This window comes from Nocardioides mesophilus (assembly GCF_014395785.1).
GTDB classification, from domain to species: Bacteria; Actinomycetota; Actinomycetes; order Propionibacteriales; family Nocardioidaceae; genus Nocardioides_B; species Nocardioides_B mesophilus.
Genome location: NZ_CP060713.1, coordinates 582,462 through 599,880, shown reverse-complemented (window position 1 = coordinate 599,880; position 17,419 = coordinate 582,462). Strand labels below are relative to the sequence as shown.

The window sequence follows — 17,419 nt, the reverse complement described above, 5'->3', positions numbered from 1 at the left end:
TCTGCCCATGCCCGTGCCTGCCCCCTCCGGCGACCTCCAGCTGAAGCCGATGATCGCCTTCGGCGTGCTGGCCGCGACCGCCTCGGTGCTCATCGGTGGCCGGCTGTTCCCGGCCCCGGTCGAGCCACCCGTGGCAGCGCCGGCCCCGGCGGTGACCGCGACGGCGACCCCGTCGGCGTCGGCCGAGCTGCCGGCCGGCTTCTCGATGAGCGACGTCGTCACCGACGTGCCGCCGGCGCGCACCGAGCCGTCGCTCGCGGCCCTGACGTCGGGATCCGCCGCGTCGGCCCCGGCCCCGGCCACCGGCGCCTCGGCCTCCACCCCGGCGCCCCCGGCCCCGGCGTCCCGTCCCGACCGGGCCGGTCAGCGGGGGACTCGCGGGGGTGCGTCCGGCGGAGGGGGTGCAGCGGACCGCCCCAGCCGGCCGGCGTCGCACCCGGGCACCCCGAAGCCGCAGGCGCACCGGCCGCACCCGCACGCGCACCGGCCGCGCCCGCACGCGCAGCAGCGGCCCGCCCACTCCCACCGGCCGCGCCCGCATGCCCAGCGCTCCTCGCAGGGCCACCGGCCGCGTCTGCACGCCCGAGCGGCGTCCCGGGGCCACCAGCGGATCGTCGGTCGGGATGTGGCGCTCCCTTCCACGTCGCGCGGCCACCGCCAGCCCCACGCGCGGGCGCGCGGGCACCGCGACCACGGGACGCACAGCCGCCGGTGACGCCGGCCCCCGTCCGCCTCGCGAGCCGCCACCACGGCGATCGGGCGATGCCCGGCGCGACGTCGGGCGCCCCGGTGACTACCCTCGCACCGTGACTTCCGACCCCACCCCTCTCGCCCTGCCCACCACCGACTGGGAGGCCTGGCTCGGCTCCCGCTGCGACGACCAGCTGGAGCGGGCACGCGGCCTGGTCGCCGAGCTGCGCACCGGCGGCCGTGACTCCGCCGCGACGCTGGCGATGTGGAACGACGTCGGCCTGGCGCTGGCCAACGCGTTCTCGGTCGCCGAGCTGATCGCCAACGTGCACCCTGACGAGGCGGTGCGCTCGCGCGCCGAGCGGGCGGAGCAGGACGCCCACCGGCTGAAGACCGAGATCGGCCTGGACCGCGCGCTGTTCGAGGCGCTCGCCGCGATCGACCCCGAGCCCCTCGACGACGACGCCCGCCGCGTCCTGTCGCTCTCGCTGCGGGACTTCCGACGCGCCGGGGTGGACCAGGACGACGACGTACGCGCCCGCATCCGGGAGCTCTCGCAGCGGCAGACCGAGGTGGCGCAGCAGTTCTCGAAGAACATCCGCGACGACGTCCGCACGGTGCACCTGGAACCGGCCCGGCTCGCGGGCCTGCCGGAGGACTTCCTCGCCGGCCACCAGCCGGGCGAGGACGGCCTGGTGGCGATCACCACCGAGTATCCCGACTACGTGCCGTTCATGACCTTCGGCGAGGACCGGGCGGCGCGCGCGGAGCTGCTCCAGCAGTTCCGCAACCGGGCCTGGCCGGCCAACGACGCCTTGCTGACCGAGCTGCTCGAGCTGCGCCGCGAGCAGGCGACGCTGCTCGGGTACGACGGCTGGCCCTCCTACGACGCCGAGGTCAAGATGATCGGCAAGGGCTCCGCGATCCCCGAGTTCATCGACAAGATCTCCGAGGCGGCCCAGGAGCCGGCCCGCCGTGACATGGCGGTCCTGCTCGAGCGGGTCCGGCAGGACCACCCGGAGGTCGAGGTCGCCGACAGCACCGACGGCACGTTCTACTCCGAGGTGCTGCGCCGGGAGAACTTCGACGTCGACGCGCAGCAGGTCCGGACCTACTTCGACTTCGCCAAGGTGCGGCGCGGGCTGCTCGAGGTGACCGGCCGGCTGTTCGGCGTCGAGTACGTCGAGGTCGACGAGCCGGCCTGGCACGAGGACGTGACGACGTACGACGTCGTGGTCGCCGGCACCGGGGAGCGCCTGGGCCGGATCCACCTGGACCTGCACCCCCGCGCCGGCAAGTACGGCCACGCCGCCTGCTTCGACCTGGTCCCCGGCATCGCCGGTCGCCAGCTCCCCGAGGGCACGCTGGTCTGCAACTTCTCCCGCTCGCTGATGGAGCACGACCACGTGGTCACGCTGTTCCACGAGTTCGGCCACCTGGTGCACCTGGTGCTCGCCGGGCGGCACTCCTGGGCCCGGTTCAGCGGCATCGCGACCGAGTGGGACTTCGTCGAGGCGCCCTCGCAGATGCTCGAGGAGTGGGCCTGGGACGCCGACGTGCTGCAGACCTTCGCCACCGACGCCGCCGGGACCCCGATCCCGCGCGAGCTGGTCGAGCGGATGCGTGCCGCCGACGAGTTCGGCAAGGGGGTGCACGTCCGCACCCAGATGTTCTACGCGGCGCTGTCGTACTGGTTCCACCAGCTGGTCCCCGACGACCTGACCGCGACCCTGCGGGAGCTGCAGGAGCGCTACGACCTCTACGGGTACGTGCCCGGCACCCACTTCCACACCTCGTTCGGCCACCTCGAGGGGTACGGGTCCGGCTACTACACGTACATGTGGAGCCTCGTCATCGCCAAGGACATGTTCTCGGCGTTCGACCCCGACGACCTCTTCGACGCCGAGGTCGCGCAGCGCTACCGGCACCGGGTGCTCGGCGCCGGCGGCAGCAAGGACGCCGCCGACCTGGTCGCGGACTTCCTCGGCCGGCCGTACGGCTTCGACGCGTTCCAGGCCTGGCTGAACCGTTCGTAGCGCCGCCCGCCGCCGCGGACGTCATACGCCCCGAGGCCTACAGGTCTCGGGGCGTATGACGTCCGGGCGTGAGGCCGGGCCGGTCAGTCGGCCGCCGGCGGGGCCACCTCGGCCGCCACCTTCAGCTCGGCACCCTCGCCGCCCTGCTCGTCGGCGGTGAAGAGCAGCTCACCGGTGATCCGCCCGGCCGCCCGCAGGTCGTCCGCGGCCTGCTCGGCGAGCGCGACGGTCGCCGCCGGCCCGCTGACCACCACCCGGGAGAGCTCGGTGCGCATCGACACCTTGGCCTGCGACTTCGCGCCGCGGATCCCGGTGAGGGTCTGCGCGACCGCACCCAGCATCGCGGCGTCCTCGGCGGCAGCCGAGCCGAGGTCGGTCGGCTCGGGCCACGGCTGCCGGTGCACCGACCCCTCCTGCCACCACGACCAGACCTCCTCGGTCACGTAGGGCAGGAACGGTGCGAGCAGCCGCAGCTGCGCGTGCAACGCGATCGCCAGCGCCGCCTTCGCCGAGGCAGCGGCATCGTCGCCGCGGGCGCCGTACGCGCGCTCCTTGACCAGCTCGAGGTAGTCGTCGCAGAACTCCCAGAAGAACTTCTCCGAGACCTCCAGCGCCGTGGTGTAGTCGTAGGCCTCGAACGCCTCCGTCGCGCGGGTGATGGTGGCGGCCAGCCCGCCGAGCATCGCGCAGTCGACCGGCTCGCTGACCGCGCCGCGGGTCAGGTCGGAGGCGCCCACGCTGCCGAGCACGAACTTGGAGGCGTTCAGCACCTTCATCGCCAGCCGGCGGCCGACCTTCATCTGGGTCTCGTCGAACGGCGAGTCCAGGCCCGGGCGGGCCACCGCCGCGCGCCAGCGCACCGCGTCCGCGCCGAACTTGTCGAGGATCTCGGTCGGGACGACCACGTTGCCCTTGGACTTGCTCATCTTCTTGCGGTCCGGGTCGACGATGAAGCCGGAGATCAGCGCGTGCGACCAAGGCACCACACCGTGCTCGTGGTGCGCCCGGACGACCCGGGAGAACAGCCAGGTGCGGATGATGTCGTGCGCGTGGGTGCACAGGTCCATCGGGAAGACCCGTCCGAACAGGTCCGGGTCGTCCTCCCAGTGCCCCGCGATCTGCGGGGTCAGCGAGGAGGTGGCCCAGGTGTCCATGACGTCGGGGTCGCCGATGAAGCCCCCGGGCACGCCGCGCTGGGCGTCCTCGTAGCCGCGCGGCGCCCGGGTGGAGGGGTCCACCGGCAGCTCCGCCTCGGTCGGCATCAGCGGGTGCTCGTAGTCGGGCTCGCCCTCGTCGTCGAGGGGGTACCAGACCGGGAACGGGATGCCGAAGAACCGCTGCCGGGAGATCAGCCAGTCGCCGTTGAGGCCGCTGACCCAGTTGTCGTAGCGGTGCCGCATGTGCGGCGGCAGCCACTGGATCTCCGCGCCGCGCTCGAGCAGCTCCTCACGCAGCTCGGCGTCGCGGCCGCCGTTGCGGATGTACCACTGGCGGGTGGAGACGATCTCCAGCGGCTTGTCGCCCTTCTCGTAGAAGTTCGTCATCCGCTGGGTCGGCTTCGGCTCGCCGTCGAGGTCGCCGCTCTCGCGCAGCTTGGCCACCATCGCCTCGCGGGCGCTGAAGGTGGTCTTGCCGGCCAGGTCGGCGTACGCCGTGGCGGCCGGCTCGGCCGCCAGCCACTCCGGGGTGTCCCGGTGCAGGCGGCCGTCGCGGCCGATCACCGTGCGCACCGGCAGCTGCAGCTCGCGCCACCAGGTGACGTCGGTGAGGTCGCCGAACGTGCAGCACATCGCGATGCCGGCGCCCTTGTCGGGCTCCGCGAGCGGGTGGGCGAGGACCGGGATCTCCACCCCGAACACCGGCGAGGTGACCGTGGAGCCGAACAGCGGCTGGTAGCGCTCGTCGTCGGGGTGCGCGATCAGCGCCACCACCGCAGGGATCAGCTCCGGCCGGGTGGTCTCGATGTGGATCGGGCCGGTGGGCCCGTGGAAGGCGACCCGGTGGTAGCTGCCGGCGTACTCGCGGGCCTCGAGCTCGGCCTGCGCGACCGCGGTCTGGAAGGTCACGTCCCACAGGGTCGGCGACTCCTGGAGGTAGGCCTCGCCGCGGGCGAAGTTCCGCAGGAACGCGCGCTGCGACACGGTCTGCGAGTGCGCGCCGATCGTCGTGTAGTGCTGCGACCAGTCCACCGAGAGGCCCAGGGTGCGCCACAGCGACTCGAAGACCTGCTCGTCCTCCTCCACGAGCCGCTCGCACAGCTCGATGAAGTTGGGCCGGCTGATCGGCACCTGCTTCTTGGGGTCGGGCTTCTCCGGCGGGGTGAAGTCGGCGTCGTAGGGAAGCGACGGGTCGCAGCGCACCCCGAAGTAGTTCTGCACCCGGCGCTCGGTCGGCAGCCCGTTGTCGTCCCACCCCATCGGGTAGAAGACCTCCTTGCCGCGCATCCGCTGGAAGCGGGCGATGAGGTCGGTGTGGGTGTAGGAGAACACGTGGCCCACGTGCAGGGAGCCGGAGACGGTCGGCGGCGGGGTGTCGATGGAGTAGACCTGCTCGCGGGTCTTGGTCCGGTCGAACCGGTAGGTGTCGTCGTGCTTCCACTGCTCGGACCAGCGCGCCTCCAGCCCCTCCAGCGCCGGCTTGTCCGGTACGACGACGTCGCGGCCGGGAGCCGTCGTCGTCTCGGACAGGTCTGGGGAGTGCTGCTCGGTGGTCATAACCAGAAATCCTACGGAACCGGTCAGTCCCGCCGCCAACGAGATGCCGCCGGGACGACGGCCGACGGCCCAGCCGCCGAACCGTAGACTCGAGGCGATGACCGACTCCCTTGCCCCCAGCCACCCGGCCTCCACCTACCGCGAGGTCGAGCAGGCGCTGCTCGCCCGCTGGCCGGAGCACCGGCTCGACCCGACCCTGGACCGGATCGTGGCCCTCACCGACCTGCTCGGCGACCCGCAGCGGGCCTACCCGGTGGTGCACCTGACCGGCACCAACGGCAAGACCAGCACATCCCGGATGGTCGACACCCTGCTGCGTGCCGTCGGGCTGCGCACCGGCCGGTTCACCAGCCCGCACGTGGAGTCGATGACCGAGCGGATCTGCGTGGACGGCGAGCCGATCAGCGAGGACGACTTCGTCCGGGCCTACCGGGAGATCGAGCCCTACCTGCGCCTGGTCGAGCGCGACCCGGCGCTCGAGGGGCACCCGGTGTCGTTCTTCGAGACGATGGTGGCGATGGCGTTCTCCGCCTTCACCGACGCCCCGGTCGACGCCGCGGTCGTGGAGGTCGGCATGGGCGGCAGCTGGGACGCCACCAACGTCGCCGACGGCACGGTCGCGGTGATCACCCCGATCAGCGTCGACCACGCGAAGTACCTCGGCGAGCGTCCCGCGGACATCGCGGTCGAGAAGGCCGGGATCATCAAGCCCGGCGCCACCGTGGTCAGCGCCGTCCAGTCCCCGGAGGTGGCCCAGGTCATCGCCGACCGGGCGGCCGAGGTCGGCGCCACCGTGCTGTGGGAGGGCGTCGACTTCGGGGTCGAGCACCAGGTCCCCGCGGTCGGTGGGCTGATGGCCCGGTTCCGGGGACTGCGGGCCGAGTACGACGAGGTCTTCCTCCCGCTCTACGGCGCGCACCAGGCCCAGAACGCGATGCTCGCCCTGGCGGCCGTCGAGGCCTTCGTCGGGGAGGACCCGCTCGGTCTCGAGCTGGTCCGCGAGGCCTTCGCCGAGGTGACCTCGCCCGGACGCCTCGAGGTGATCCGGCGCAGCCCGTCGATCGTGCTCGACGCCGCCCACAACCCGCACGGAGCAGCGGCCCTGGCCGAGGCGCTCCAGGAGTCCTTCACGTTCAGCCCGCTGATCGGGGTGGTCGGCGTGATGGCCGACAAGGACTACGAGGGGGTGCTCGCGGCCCTGGAGCCGGTTCTCGCCCAGATCGTGTGCACCCAGCCGGCGACCGCGCGGGCGCTGCCGGTCGAGGAGCTCGCCGAGATCGCCGAGGGGATCTTCGGGGTGGACCGCGTGCACGTGGCCCGCCGCCTGGAGGACGCCATCGACCAGGCGGCGACGCTGGCCGAGGAGGGCGGGGTCTACGGCGAGGCGATCGGCTCCGGCGGCGTCCTGATCACCGGCTCGGTGGTGACCGTCGGGCAGGCGCGCTCCTTCCTCAAGCCGCGGAGCGAACGGTGAGGCGCTCGCTGAAGAGGTCCATGTGCGCCGGGATGCTCTCGCTGCAGTCGGTGGTCCTCTTCCTCACCGGCGTGGCGACGATCGGGTCGACCGACCTGTCCGCCGGCACCTCGATCGGGATCGGGCTCGGGCTGGCGCTGCTGTGCGTCGTGGCCGCCGGGCTGCTGCGCCGTCCGGGCGGCTACCTGCTCGGCTGGGCCGTCCAGGTCCTCTCCATCGGGCTGGGCTTCCTCGTCCCGGCGATGTTCTTCCTCGGTGTGGTGTTCGGTGCGCTGTGGGCCGGCGCCTACTTCCTCGGCGAGCGGATCGACCGGGAGAACCTGGAGCGCGCCGCCGCCGAGGCGGAGTGGTCCGCGCAGCACGGAGGCGGCGCCGCCGGTTAGAGTGCGGCCCATGTCTTCGCCGTCCCAGCGCACCCTGGTCCTGCTCAAGCCCGACGCCGTCCGCCGCGGCCTCGTCGGCGACGTCCTGTCCCGCTTCGAGGCCAAGGGGCTGAGCCTGGTCGCCCTGGAGCTGCGGACGATCGACGCGGCGATGGCCGACCGGCACTACGCCGAGCACGTCGAGCGCGACTTCTACCCGCCGCTGCGGGACTTCGTCACCAGCGGGCCGCTGCTCGCCGCGGTCCTCGAGGGTGACGAGGCGGTCGAGGTGGTGCGGGCACTGAACGGCGCGACGGACGGCCGCAAGGCGGCACCGGGCACCATCCGTGGCGACCTGTCGCTGTCGAACCGCGAGAACCTGGTGCACGGCTCGGACTCCCCGGAGTCCGCGGAGCGCGAGATCGCGCTCTGGTTCCCGACGCTCTGAGCATCCTCGGGAGCCCCAGCAGTGGCGTCCCGGTCAGGACGGGCAGGAGCCGACGCCGGCGCTGGGCCAGTGACGCTGCCACATCGAGGCGGCGAGCGGGAAGTCGTCGAGCTCGGCCGCCATGCTGCGGCCGAGGTCGCGCACCGCGGACGACGGCATGCCGCGCACCGCGAGCACCGACTCCACCCACGCGGCGGTCTCGGCGACCAACCGGCCGTCGCCGGTGATCAGCGCCCCGACGACCGCGTGGTAGACCTGCTCGACCGTCTCGTGCAGCAGGTCCGCCTCGTCCTCGTCGGCGACCGGCCCGAGCGCCTCGTGCCGGTTCTGCCAGCGGAACGCGACCGCGTCGACCAGCGCATGGCCGGCGTGCCGCAGGGCGACCTGCTCCAGGGTGATCTCCGCCGGCAGGGGAGCCGCCTCGTGCACCACCATCGGCAGCGAGGCGACGGTCTCGACGGCGCTGCGCACGTCGGCGGCCCACGCGGTGGCCCCGAGCGCGGTGGCGCGGCGGTCGTCGGTGCCGAACGCGGCGCCTCCCGCCAGCACCGGGATGCCGGCGGAGGTGCTCGCCTCGATGAACGCGCGGGAGGTGGGCAGGCCGGCCGCCACCGAGCAGCTCACCGCGGTCACGTCGGGCCCGAGGTCGCGCAGGTAGCGGCTGAGCCGGGCGGTGGGCGTGGAGGCGCCGAGCAGCGTCACCTCCCAGCCCTCCGCGCGCAGTCCGGCGGCGACGATGGAGGCGGGCATCGCGTGCCACTCGTGCTCGGCGCAGGCGACGACCACGTGCCCGCGGTGGGGGGCGCCGGTGGCGGCCTTGCGGGCGACCGCCTCGAGCGCCGCGACCGAGACCGAGGTCGCGGCGTGCTCCTGGGCGACCGACCACTCGCCGCGCTGCCAGCGGGCGCCGACGTGGCGCTGGGCCGCGGCGATCACGTCGGTCATGACCGTCATGGCCTCCACGCCGCTGTCGAGCAGCTCCTCGACGACCTGCACCGCGGCGTCCCGGCGGGCGGTGGTGACCGCATGGTCGAACCGGTCGGCCGCTTCCCGGAGGCGGGAGTCCAGGTCCGTCGTGGCGGCGGGGGTCAGCACTGGGTCACCACCCCGTCACCACGTGGTGACCAGGTGGCCGGCCGGGTCGCGTGGGGCCACCACCACGACCGTCAGGTCGTCGTGCCCGTGGCCGTCGAGGTGTTCCACGACGTCGCGCTCGAGGGCCTCGCACAGCGCGGCCGCACCGGCACCGCCGTACGGCGCCAGCACCTGCCGCATCCGGTCCATGCCGTAGAACCCCTGCGCGCCGCGGGCCTCGTAGACGCCGTCGCTGTAGAGCACCAGCGCGTCCCCGGGAGCGAGGGGGAGGGTGACCTCGAGGTAGGCGTCGTCGTGCCGCATCGCGCCGGCCAGCCGGCCCCGCACGTCGGGCTGCTCCACGGAGCCGTCGGCACGGACCACCAGCGGCGCCGGGTGCCCGGCCACCGCGAGGTCGACGCTCACGTGGCCGGGGTGCAGCCCATGGCTCCGGACCCGGCAGCAGGCGACGGTGACGAACCGGTCGGAGTCGTCCTCGTAGAGCACCTCGTTGAGGGTGCCGAGCAGCTTGCCGGGCCGGCGGTCGAAACGCGCGGCGGTCCGGATGCTCTGCCGGGCGCGGCCGTTGAGCACCGCCGCCTCGACGCCCTTGCCGCAGACGTCGCCGAGGACGACCAGCCAGTCGCCCTCCTCGCCGTGCACGTCGTAGAAGTCGCCGCCGATGTCGAGGTGCGCGGCAGCGGGCCGGAAGGCGGCGGCGACGTCGAGGGAGGGGCTCTGCGGCAGGTGCGGCGGGCGCAGGCTGTCCTCGAGCACCCGGGTCACCCGGGAGAGGTCCTCGTAGATCATCGCGGAGTCGAGGGCGACCGCCGCCCGCTCCGCGAGCTGCTCGGCCAGGGCGACCTCGGCCTCGGTCAGCGGACGCTGGATCGAGCGGCCGAGCAGCAGCGCACCGATGGTGTCGCCACGCGCGTGCAGCGGGAAGACCAGCACGTCGGCCGGCAGCGCGGCGGCCTCGGAGCGCAGCCGCTCCTCGGGCAGCAGCCGGACGACCGCTCCGGGCTCGGGGAGCGGGGCGGCCGGCGAGCCGATGCCCAGCAGCCGGCGGAACTCCTCGACGGGCCCGCTGGAGCGCACCGAGGTGGTGAAGCGTGGGTCGGTGCCGCCGGAGAGGTGCAGGGTGCGGCTGCGCGGGACGTCGAGCACCACCACCGCCCAGTCCGCGACGCGGGTGCGCGCCAGGTCCAGCAGCCGCAGGGTGGTGCGCCGCACGTTCAGCGAGGCGACCAGCTCGACGTCGAGGGCGCGGGAGAAGTCGGCTGAGGCGGGCCCGAGCCCGACCACGTTGTCGGCGTGCGCAGCATGCTGCCCCCGGGCCAGCGTGGAGGGGAGTCTGGACTCGTCCATGCGCCGGCAGTCCTTCCGCGGTCTTTCGCGACGAACGCCCAACGTATCACGCAGGTCCGGGGCGCGCGTGGGCTAGATTTGGCCCCGATCCGGCCCCCGTCGCCGCCCGCGCCCGGGCGGCCCGCAGCCAGGAAGAGGGGACTCTCGTGGACTTCTCGCTCGACGTGCACCGCTCCACCGACTGCTCGGTGATCACCCTGGTGGGCGAGGTCGACCTCACCACGGCCGAGCAGCTCAAGCAGGCGTTGCGGGACGCGGCCGCCGGGGTGGATCTGGTGGTCGTGGACCTGGCCAAGCTGACCTTCCTGGACTCCACGGGCCTCGCCGCGCTGCTCTCGGGACACAAGCTCCTCGCCGCGTCCGGTGGTCGGCTGGAGTTGCGCGACCCGCCGGCCATGGTGGTCAAGATGGTGGGGATCGTCGGACTCGACGACCTCTTCGTCTTCACCTCGTCCTGATCGCGGCCCGCGGCGCGGCCGGGACGGCCATGATGGCCCGGTGAGCACCGCCGACGACGTACCTCTCTCGCCGACCCCGCGCAGCACCCCGCGCCGTGAGCGCGAGCGGGCGCAGAGCGAGCGGGCAGCGCTGTACGACGTCCTCGACGCCTCGTTCCTGTGCCACCTGGCCGTCGTCGTGGACGGCGTCCCGCTGGCCCTCCCGACCGTCTTCGCGGTGGACCCCGCCGGCCGCGACCACGGCGGCACGCTCTACCTGCACGGCTCGGTCGCCTCGCGGAGCCTGCTCCAGGCGCCGGCCCAGGACGTGAGCGTCACGTTCACGGTGCTCGACGGGCTGGTGCTGGCCCGCTCCGGCTTCAACCACTCGATGAACTACCGGTCGGCGGTGGTGGTCGGCCGTCCCCGTGTCGTCGAGGACCCCGACGAGCGGCTGCGCGCCCTGGACCTGCTCGTGGACCGGGTGGTGCCCGGCCGGGCGGCGACGCTGCGCCGGCCGACCCGCAAGGAGCTGGCGGCGACCCGGCTGCTGGCGCTGCCGCTGCACGAGGCCTCGGTGAAGCTCCGGCGGGGAGACCCCGAGGACGAGGACGACGACGTGGCGGCCGGGGTCTGGGCGGGGGTGCTGCCTCTGGCGGTGCGAGCCGGTGAGGTGGTCACCGCCGCGGACGCCGGCGGCCTGGCGGTCCCGGAGACCGTGCGGCAGCGGGCCGCCGAGCTCCGGGCGGCCGACGGACCAGGCTGAGTGGTGGCAGCGCCGCGTGTCGTCACGCTGAGGCCGCCGTGCCGCGCTTAGCCTTCTGGTGAAGGTGGGGCAGCTGGGGCTCCTCACCCGGCGCGGGCGTTGTGGCCGCGCCACTCCGGGTCGGATCCACGAGGGGCAGCAGGCGACATGGCGAACAGCATCATCGGTCGGGACATGGCCGTTGACCTCGGCACCGCCAACACGCTGGTCTACGTGCGCGGCAAGGGCGTCCTGCTCGACGAGCCGTCCGTGGTCGCCCTCAACTCCTCCTCGGGGGAGATCCTGGCGGTCGGCCACGAGGCGAAGCGGATGATCGGCCGCACCCCCGACAGCATCACCGCCATCCGACCGCTCAAGGACGGCGTGATCGCCGACTTCGAGTCGACCGAGCAGATGCTGCGCTACTTCATCCAGCAGGTGCACCGCCGCCGCTACTTCACCAAGCCGCGGCTGGTGATCTGCGTCCCGAGCGGGATCACCGCCGTCGAGCAGCGCGCGGTCAAGGAGGCCGGCTACCAGGCCGGCGCCCGCCGGGTCTACATCATCGAGGAGCCGATGGCCGCCGCGATCGGCGCCGGGCTCCCGGTCCACGAGGCCACCGGGAACATGGTCGTCGACGTCGGGGGCGGCACGACCGAGGTGGCCGTCATCTCCCTCGGCGGCATCGTCACCAGCATGTCGGTGCGCACCGCCGGCGACACCCTCGACCAGTCGATCATCGCCTGGATGAAGAAGGAGTACTCCCTCATGCTGGGGGAGCGCACCGCCGAGGAGATCAAGATGACGCTCGGCTCCGCCTTCCCGCTGCCCAGCGAGCCGGAGGCGGAGATCCGCGGCCGCGACATGATCTCCGGGCTGCCGAAGACCATCGTGGTCTCCAGCGCGGAGGTGCGGATGGCCCTCGAGGAGCCGCTGCACGCGATCGTCGACGCGGTGCGCAGCACCCTGGACCAGACGCCCCCCGAGCTGGCCGGCGACATCATGGACCGCGGCCTGGTGCTGACCGGCGGCGGTGCGCTGCTGCGCGGCCTCGACGAGCGGATCCGCCACGAGACCGGGATGCCCGTGCACATCGCCGACGACCCGCTGCACTCCGTGGCGATGGGCGCCGGCAAGTGCGTCGAGGAGTTCGAGGCGCTCCAGCAGGTGCTGGTCTCGGAGCCGCGGCGATGAGGCGGGTCCACCGATGAGAGCGCCGTCCCCCACCACCGGCCCTCCCGGGGCGTGCTGGTGCTGCTGCTGCTCGCCTGCCTGACGGTGATCACGCTCGACGCCCGCGGCGGCGCCGACTCCCCGGTCAACCCGGTGCGCTCGGCCGTCGGCGACTTCTTCGGCCCGATCGAGGAGGTCACCGCCGCGGTGGTCCGACCGGTGGCCGCGGTCCCGGAGTTCTTCCGCACCACCGGCGGCCTGCGCTCCGACGTGGTCCGGCTGGAGGCGGAGAACGACGCGTTGCGCTCGCAGCTCGCGACCTCGACCGTGGCCCGCAACCGGGCCGCCGAGCTCGACGGGCTGCTGGCCACCTCCCGGCACAGCGGCTACAGCCTGGTGCCGTCCCGGGTGATCGCGATGGGACCGGCGCAGTCGTTCTCCCGCACCGTCACCATCGACGCCGGCACCTCCTCCGGCGTGCGACCGGACATGACCGTGCTCAACAACGACGGCCTGGTCGGCCGGGTGCTCCGGGCCGACCGGAGCACCGCCACCGTGCTGCTCGTCGTGGACCCCGACTCCGTGGTCGGCGGCCGGCTGGGCAGCACCATGGAGATCGGCTTCCTCCGCGGACTGGGCCGGGTCTCCGACGACAGCCTCGAGCTCGACCTGGTGGACACCTCGGCGGCTCCGGAGCGCGGCGACGTGCTGGTGACCTGGGGCAGCCGCGACGGTGCGCCGTACGTCGCCGGAGTGCCGATCGGCACCGTCGCCTCGGTGACCAGCAGCCCTCGTCAGCTCTCCCGGGAGGCCGAGATCCGGCCCTTCGTCGACTTCACCTCCCTCGACCTGGTCGGCGTGGTCGTCGACCCGGGCACCGCCAGCGACCGGAGCCTGATCGAGGCGGGCCGGACCACGGGCACGGGGGAGGGCCGATGACGCTGCTCCGTGCGCTCGCGCTGACCCTGCTGCTGACCGCGGCCGTGGTGCTCCAGGTCGCCGCCTTCGACGCCGTCTCCTACGACGGCGTGGTGCCCAACCTCGCGCTGCTCGTCGTGGTCGCGGCCGCGCTGGTGCGCGGACCGGACTTCGCCGCAGTGCTCGGCTTCGCCAGCGGCCTCGCCATCGACCTCGCGCCGCCGGCGGACCACGTGGCCGGTCGCTGGGCACTCGCGCTGGTCGTGGTCGGCTACCTCGCCGGGCGGGTGCGGCAGGACGCCGGCTCCTCGGCGATGTCGGCCGTGCTGGTCGTCGCGGCCTCGTCGTTCGTGGGGACCTCGATCTTCGCGCTCAGCGGCATGGTGCTCGGCGACCCGGCCCTGCCGGCCACCGAGGCACTGCGGGTGATCCCGGTGGCGGTGCTCTACGACGTGCTGCTCACGCCGTTCGTCCTGCCCCTCGCGATGCGGCTCTTCCGCCGCCTCCAGCCGCACCAGGTCGCCTACTGATGATCGCCGGCGGCAAGATCCGCGCCAGCAGCGCGACCCGGGGCCGACTGCGCCTGGTGGTCGTGCAGGCGCTGGTGCTCTCCCTCTTCGCCACGCTGTTCGTGCGGTGCTGGTACCTCCAGGTCCTCGGCGGCGAGGCCTACCAGGCGCAGGCCGCCGAGCAGTCGGTGCGCGAGCTCGTGGTGCAGCCCGCCCGCGGGCTGATCGTCGACGACATGGGTCGACCGCTGGTGGCCAGCCGGACCGCCTGGGAGGTCACCGTCGACCGCACCATGCTGCACAAGATGTCCGAGCGCGAGCAGCGCAAGCTGCTGCACCGGCTCGCCCGGTCCGTCGACGTCCCGGCCGCCAAGCTCGCCGCCCGGCTGCTGCTGTGCGGCGAGGCCGGCTCGGTCTCCGGCACGTGCTGGAACGGCTCGCCGTACCAACCCGTGCCGGTCGCCAAGGACGTCCCGCAGAAGGTCGCGGTGGCGATCATGGAGCAGGGCGAGGACTTCCCCTCGGTGCTCGTCGACGAGCAGAACGTCCGTGCCTACCCCTCGCCCTACGGCATCAACGCCGCGCACCTGCTCGGCTACCTCAGCCCGATCACCGAGGACGAGCTCGACGCCGCCGAGAAGGCTGACGACACCTCGGTGCACGGTGCCTCGGTGGTGGGGCGGGCCGGCCTGGAGAAGCAGTACGACCGCTACCTGCGCGGCTACCCCGGCTACGAGCGGGTGGCGGTGGACTCGATGGGCCGCGTCCTCGGCACGACCGGCGAGACCGCCGGAGCGGCCGGCGACACCCTGGTCACCTCCATCGACGCCAAGGTGCAGTCCGTGGTGGAGAAGGAGCTGCGCGAGACGATCACGACCGCCCGCAAGACCTTCGACCCGGTGACCGGGCGCAACTACGTCGCCGACTCCGGCGCCGCCGTCGTCATGGACGCCACCAACGGTCGGATCGTGGCGATGGCCGGCTTCCCGACCTACGACCCCAGTGTCTGGGTCGGCGGCATCACCTCGCGGGCGCTCTCGCGGCTCTACTCCGACCAGGCCGGCACCCCGCTGCTCTTCCGGGCCACCCAGGGACAGTTCGCCCCCGGCTCCACCTGGAAGCCGATCATGACCGCGGGCGCGCTCTCCAACGGCTTCGGCCAGGACACCCGGCTCAACTGCTCCTCCTCGTTCCGGGTCGGCAACCGCGACTTCAAGAACTACGAGTCCGGGGCCTACGGCATGATCGGCTTCGACAAGGCGCTGCAGGTCTCCTGCAACACCTTCTTCTACCGGGTCGGCTACAGCTTCTGGCAGCGCTTCGGCAGCGACGAGAGCGACGTGCACGCCCGCGACCCGCTGGTGCGCACCGCGCAGATGTTCGGCTTCGGCTCCGAGACCGGGATCGACCTGCCGGGCGAGGCGTCCGGCCGGATCGCGGACCGCCAGTGGAAGCTCGCCTACTGGAAGGCGAACAAGGACTACTACTGCCGGCTCGGCAAGAAGCCCGGCGACGACTTCCTGCACCGCTTCGCCCGCGAGTTCTGCGTCGACGGCTACGCCTACCGGGCCGGCGACGCGGTCAACTTCGCGATCGGGCAGGGCGACACGATCGTGACGCCGCTGCAGCTGGCCCGGGCCTACGCCGCACTGTCCAACGGCGGCACGCTCTGGGAGCCGCGGGTGGCCAAGGCCGTCGTCGACCCGCAGGGCCGGGTGGTCAAGCGGATCCCGCCGAAGCGGGCGTCCCGGGTCAAGGTCAGCGCGGACGACCTGCGCTACATCGACACCGCGCTGCAGGGCACCTCCCGCACCGGCACGATGGCCTGGCGGCTGATCGACTTCCCGCTCGACCAGGTCAAGATCCGCTCCAAGACCGGCTCGGCCGAGGTCTACGGCAAGCAGAGCACCTCGTGGGTCTCCTCCTACGACAAGCAGTACGTCGTCGTGATGATGGTCTCGCAGGGCGGCACCGGCTCCGGCACCTCCGGGCCCTCGGTCCGCAGGATCTGGGAGTCGCTCTACGGCATCGACGGGATGAAGGTGAACCGGCGCAAGGGCGCGATCCCCGGCGCCGACCCGCCGGCCGGCCTGCCGACCTTCAGCCGCACCGGTGAGATCCTGCCGCCCCGCACCGTCGAGGACGCTCCCGCGCAGCGCAACCGGAGGAACCGCCGATGAGCCTCACCACGTCCACCCGGCCGCGCCCGGCGCGGCTGGAGACCACGACCCGGGTCCGGGGCGTGCACCTGGACTGGATCCTCGTGCTGGCCGTGGCCGGACTGCTGGTCCTCGGCTCGTTGCTCGTCTGGTCGGCCACCTCGCACCGCGAGTCGCTCACCGGGGGCGACCCGGAGGCGTACCTGAAGAAGCAGCTCGTCAACATCGCCATCGGGGTGGTGCTCGCCGTGATGGTCGCCGCCACCGACCACCGGTGGGTGCGGATCCTGGCGCCGCTGGTCTACGTCGCCTCGGTGATCGGCCTGGTGCTGGTCCTGGTGATGGGCAGCACGATCAACGGCTCGCGCTCCTGGATCCAGCTCGGCGGGCTCTCCATCCAGCCGGCCGAGTTCGCGAAGCTGGCCGTGGTCATCGGGATGGCGCTGCTGGTGGCCGAGCGGGTCGAGGGCTCGCTGCGGACCCGCGAGGTGGGGGGCCGCTACGTCGTCGGCATGCTCGCCATCGCCGGCGTCCCGGCGGCGCTGATCCTGCTGCAGCCGGACCTCGGCACGATGCTGGTGCTCTCGGCCACCGTCTTCGGGGTGATCGCGGTCTCGGGCGTGCACCGCGGCTGGCTCGCCGGTCTGGCCGGCAGCGGCGTGGTCGCCGCTCTGGTCGCGGTCCAGGTCGGGGTGCTCGAGGACTACCAGCTCGACCGGTTCCTGGCGTTCACCGACCCGACCCTGGACCCCCGTGGCGCCGGCTACAACACCACCCAGGCCAGGATCGCGATCGGCAACGGCGGCGTCTTCGGCCAGGGGCTCTTCGACGGCTCCCAGACCCGCTCCGGGTTCGTGCCCGAGCAGCACACCGACTTCATCTTCACCGTGGCGGGGGAGGAGCTCGGGCTGGCCGGGGCGAGCCTGCTGATCCTGCTGCTGGGCGTGGTGATCTGGCGGGCGCTCACCATCTCCTCGCGCACCGACGACCTGTTCGGGCGGCTCGCCGCGGCCGGCATCGCCTGCTGGTTCGGTTTCCAGGCCTTCCAGAACATCGGCATGTGCCTGGGCATCATGCCGGTCACCGGGGTGCCGCTGCCGATGGTCTCCTACGGCGGCTCGTCGATGTTCGCAGGGCTGATGGCCGTGGGGCTGCTGCAGAACATCCATCTGCGCAGCTCCTCGACCGGGATCGGGATGGCCCGGTCGCGGCTGGTCCGCTCCCGCTACTGACCGGCGGCCCGCTGGTGGAGGGCGTGCGGGCCGACGCCGTACTCTTGGGGACTGCCCCCACCGCCGTACAGCGAGGTAGA

15 protein-coding genes are annotated in these 17,419 nt (G+C 73.0%); 12 read left to right on the top strand and 3 right to left on the bottom strand.

Translation table 11 applies throughout. The annotated features are described in order from the left end of the window. Window positions 1-7: 7 nt before the first annotated feature. Both H9L09_RS02780 and H9L09_RS02775 read left to right on the top strand, forming a co-directional pair. The gene (locus H9L09_RS02780; RefSeq protein WP_187579245.1) at window positions 8-715 is read left to right on the top strand and encodes a hypothetical protein; all 708 of its coding nucleotides are present in this window, start codon (window positions 8-10) and stop codon (window positions 713-715) included. A 91-nt stretch (window positions 716-806) separates the two neighbouring features. Then, entirely contained in the window at window positions 807-2,726 is a 1,920-nt protein-coding gene (locus tag H9L09_RS02775) for a M3 family metallopeptidase (RefSeq protein WP_246456225.1), read from the top strand. Window positions 2,727-2,809: 83 nt separating this feature from the next. On the opposite strand, the gene valS is transcribed toward H9L09_RS02775, so the two are convergent. After that, window positions 2,810-5,440, bottom strand: a complete 2,631-nt coding sequence (gene valS, locus H9L09_RS02770; RefSeq protein WP_187579243.1) for a valine--tRNA ligase — start codon at window positions 5,438-5,440, stop codon at window positions 2,810-2,812. Between the two features lie 97 nt (window positions 5,441-5,537). Between valS and H9L09_RS02765 the strand changes: the two genes are divergently transcribed. The 3 genes from H9L09_RS02765 to ndk are packed head-to-tail and all read left to right on the top strand — an operon-like array spanning window position 5,538 to window position 7,724. Then, window positions 5,538-6,914, top strand: coding sequence for a bifunctional folylpolyglutamate synthase/dihydrofolate synthase (locus H9L09_RS02765; RefSeq protein WP_187579242.1), 1,377 nt, complete (start codon window positions 5,538-5,540; stop codon window positions 6,912-6,914). Beyond that, a complete protein-coding gene (locus tag H9L09_RS02760) occupies window positions 6,911-7,297 on the top strand; it encodes a DUF4233 domain-containing protein (RefSeq protein WP_246456224.1) in 387 nt (128 codons plus the stop codon). The genes H9L09_RS02765 and H9L09_RS02760 overlap by 4 nt, the downstream gene beginning before the upstream one ends. A gap of 10 nt (window positions 7,298-7,307) precedes the next feature. Further along, window positions 7,308-7,724, top strand: coding sequence for a nucleoside-diphosphate kinase (gene ndk / locus H9L09_RS02755; RefSeq protein WP_187579241.1), 417 nt, complete (start codon window positions 7,308-7,310; stop codon window positions 7,722-7,724). Between the two features lie 33 nt (window positions 7,725-7,757). Here ndk and H9L09_RS02750 read toward each other — a convergent pair whose 3' ends face one another. After that, window positions 7,758-8,819, bottom strand: coding sequence for a cobalamin B12-binding domain-containing protein (locus tag H9L09_RS02750; protein WP_223164190.1), 1,062 nt, complete (start codon window positions 8,817-8,819; stop codon window positions 7,758-7,760). A gap of 15 nt (window positions 8,820-8,834) precedes the next feature. After that, on the bottom strand, window positions 8,835-10,166 hold the full coding sequence (locus tag H9L09_RS02745; protein ID WP_187579240.1) for a PP2C family protein-serine/threonine phosphatase: 1,332 nt from the start codon (window positions 10,164-10,166) through the stop codon (window positions 8,835-8,837). A gap of 146 nt (window positions 10,167-10,312) precedes the next feature. Here H9L09_RS02745 and H9L09_RS02740 point away from each other — a divergent pair, with 146 nt between their 5' ends. The 7 genes from H9L09_RS02740 to rodA all read left to right on the top strand — a co-directional run bounded on the left by H9L09_RS02740 (window position 10,313) and on the right by rodA (window position 17,339). Then, window positions 10,313-10,624 (top strand): STAS domain-containing protein, encoded by a 312-nt coding sequence (locus H9L09_RS02740; RefSeq protein WP_187579239.1) that lies wholly within the window; start codon window positions 10,313-10,315, stop codon window positions 10,622-10,624. Window positions 10,625-10,664: 40 nt separating this feature from the next. Then, the gene (locus tag H9L09_RS02735; RefSeq protein WP_187579238.1) at window positions 10,665-11,369 is read left to right on the top strand and encodes a pyridoxamine 5'-phosphate oxidase family protein; all 705 of its coding nucleotides are present in this window, start codon (window positions 10,665-10,667) and stop codon (window positions 11,367-11,369) included. Window positions 11,370-11,516: 147 nt separating this feature from the next. Beyond that, window positions 11,517-12,542: a rod shape-determining protein gene (locus H9L09_RS02730; protein WP_187579237.1), complete on the top strand. Its 1,026-nt coding sequence runs from the start codon at window positions 11,517-11,519 to the stop codon at window positions 12,540-12,542. A gap of 51 nt (window positions 12,543-12,593) precedes the next feature. Next, a complete protein-coding gene (gene mreC / locus H9L09_RS02725; protein ID WP_187579236.1) occupies window positions 12,594-13,460 on the top strand; it encodes a rod shape-determining protein MreC in 867 nt (288 codons plus the stop codon). Continuing rightward, the gene (mreD, locus tag H9L09_RS02720; protein ID WP_187579235.1) at window positions 13,457-13,969 is read left to right on the top strand and encodes a rod shape-determining protein MreD; all 513 of its coding nucleotides are present in this window, start codon (window positions 13,457-13,459) and stop codon (window positions 13,967-13,969) included. The genes mreC and mreD overlap by 4 nt, the downstream gene beginning before the upstream one ends. Then, window positions 13,969-16,128 (top strand): penicillin-binding protein 2, encoded by a 2,160-nt coding sequence (gene mrdA / locus H9L09_RS02715; protein WP_187579234.1) that lies wholly within the window; start codon window positions 13,969-13,971, stop codon window positions 16,126-16,128. The genes mreD and mrdA overlap by 1 nt, the downstream gene beginning before the upstream one ends. Beyond that, complete coding sequence (rodA, locus tag H9L09_RS02710; protein WP_187579233.1) at window positions 16,125-17,339, top strand: rod shape-determining protein RodA; 1,215 nt, start codon at window positions 16,125-16,127, stop codon at window positions 17,337-17,339. Before mrdA ends, rodA begins: the two co-directional genes overlap by 4 nt. The last annotated feature ends 80 nt before the right edge of the window (window positions 17,340-17,419 follow it).

Bases quoted from the DNA above. Each gene is read 5' to 3' on its own strand.
- H9L09_RS02780 (WP_187579245.1), top strand. From the start codon at position 8: ATGCCCGTGCCTGCCCCCTCCGGCGACCTCCAGCTGAAGCCGATGATC.
- valS (WP_187579243.1), bottom strand. From the start codon at position 5,440: ATGACCACCGAGCAGCACTCCCCAGACCTGTCCGAGACGACGACGGCT.
- H9L09_RS02765 (WP_187579242.1), top strand. From the start codon at position 5,538: ATGACCGACTCCCTTGCCCCCAGCCACCCGGCCTCCACCTACCGCGAG.
- ndk (WP_187579241.1), top strand. From the start codon at position 7,308: ATGTCTTCGCCGTCCCAGCGCACCCTGGTCCTGCTCAAGCCCGACGCC.
- H9L09_RS02745 (WP_187579240.1), bottom strand. From the start codon at position 10,166: ATGGACGAGTCCAGACTCCCCTCCACGCTGGCCCGGGGGCAGCATGCT.
- H9L09_RS02730 (WP_187579237.1), top strand. From the start codon at position 11,517: ATGGCGAACAGCATCATCGGTCGGGACATGGCCGTTGACCTCGGCACC.
- mreD (WP_187579235.1), top strand. From the start codon at position 13,457: ATGACGCTGCTCCGTGCGCTCGCGCTGACCCTGCTGCTGACCGCGGCC.
- mrdA (WP_187579234.1), top strand. From the start codon at position 13,969: ATGATCGCCGGCGGCAAGATCCGCGCCAGCAGCGCGACCCGGGGCCGA.
- rodA (WP_187579233.1), top strand. From the start codon at position 16,125: ATGAGCCTCACCACGTCCACCCGGCCGCGCCCGGCGCGGCTGGAGACC.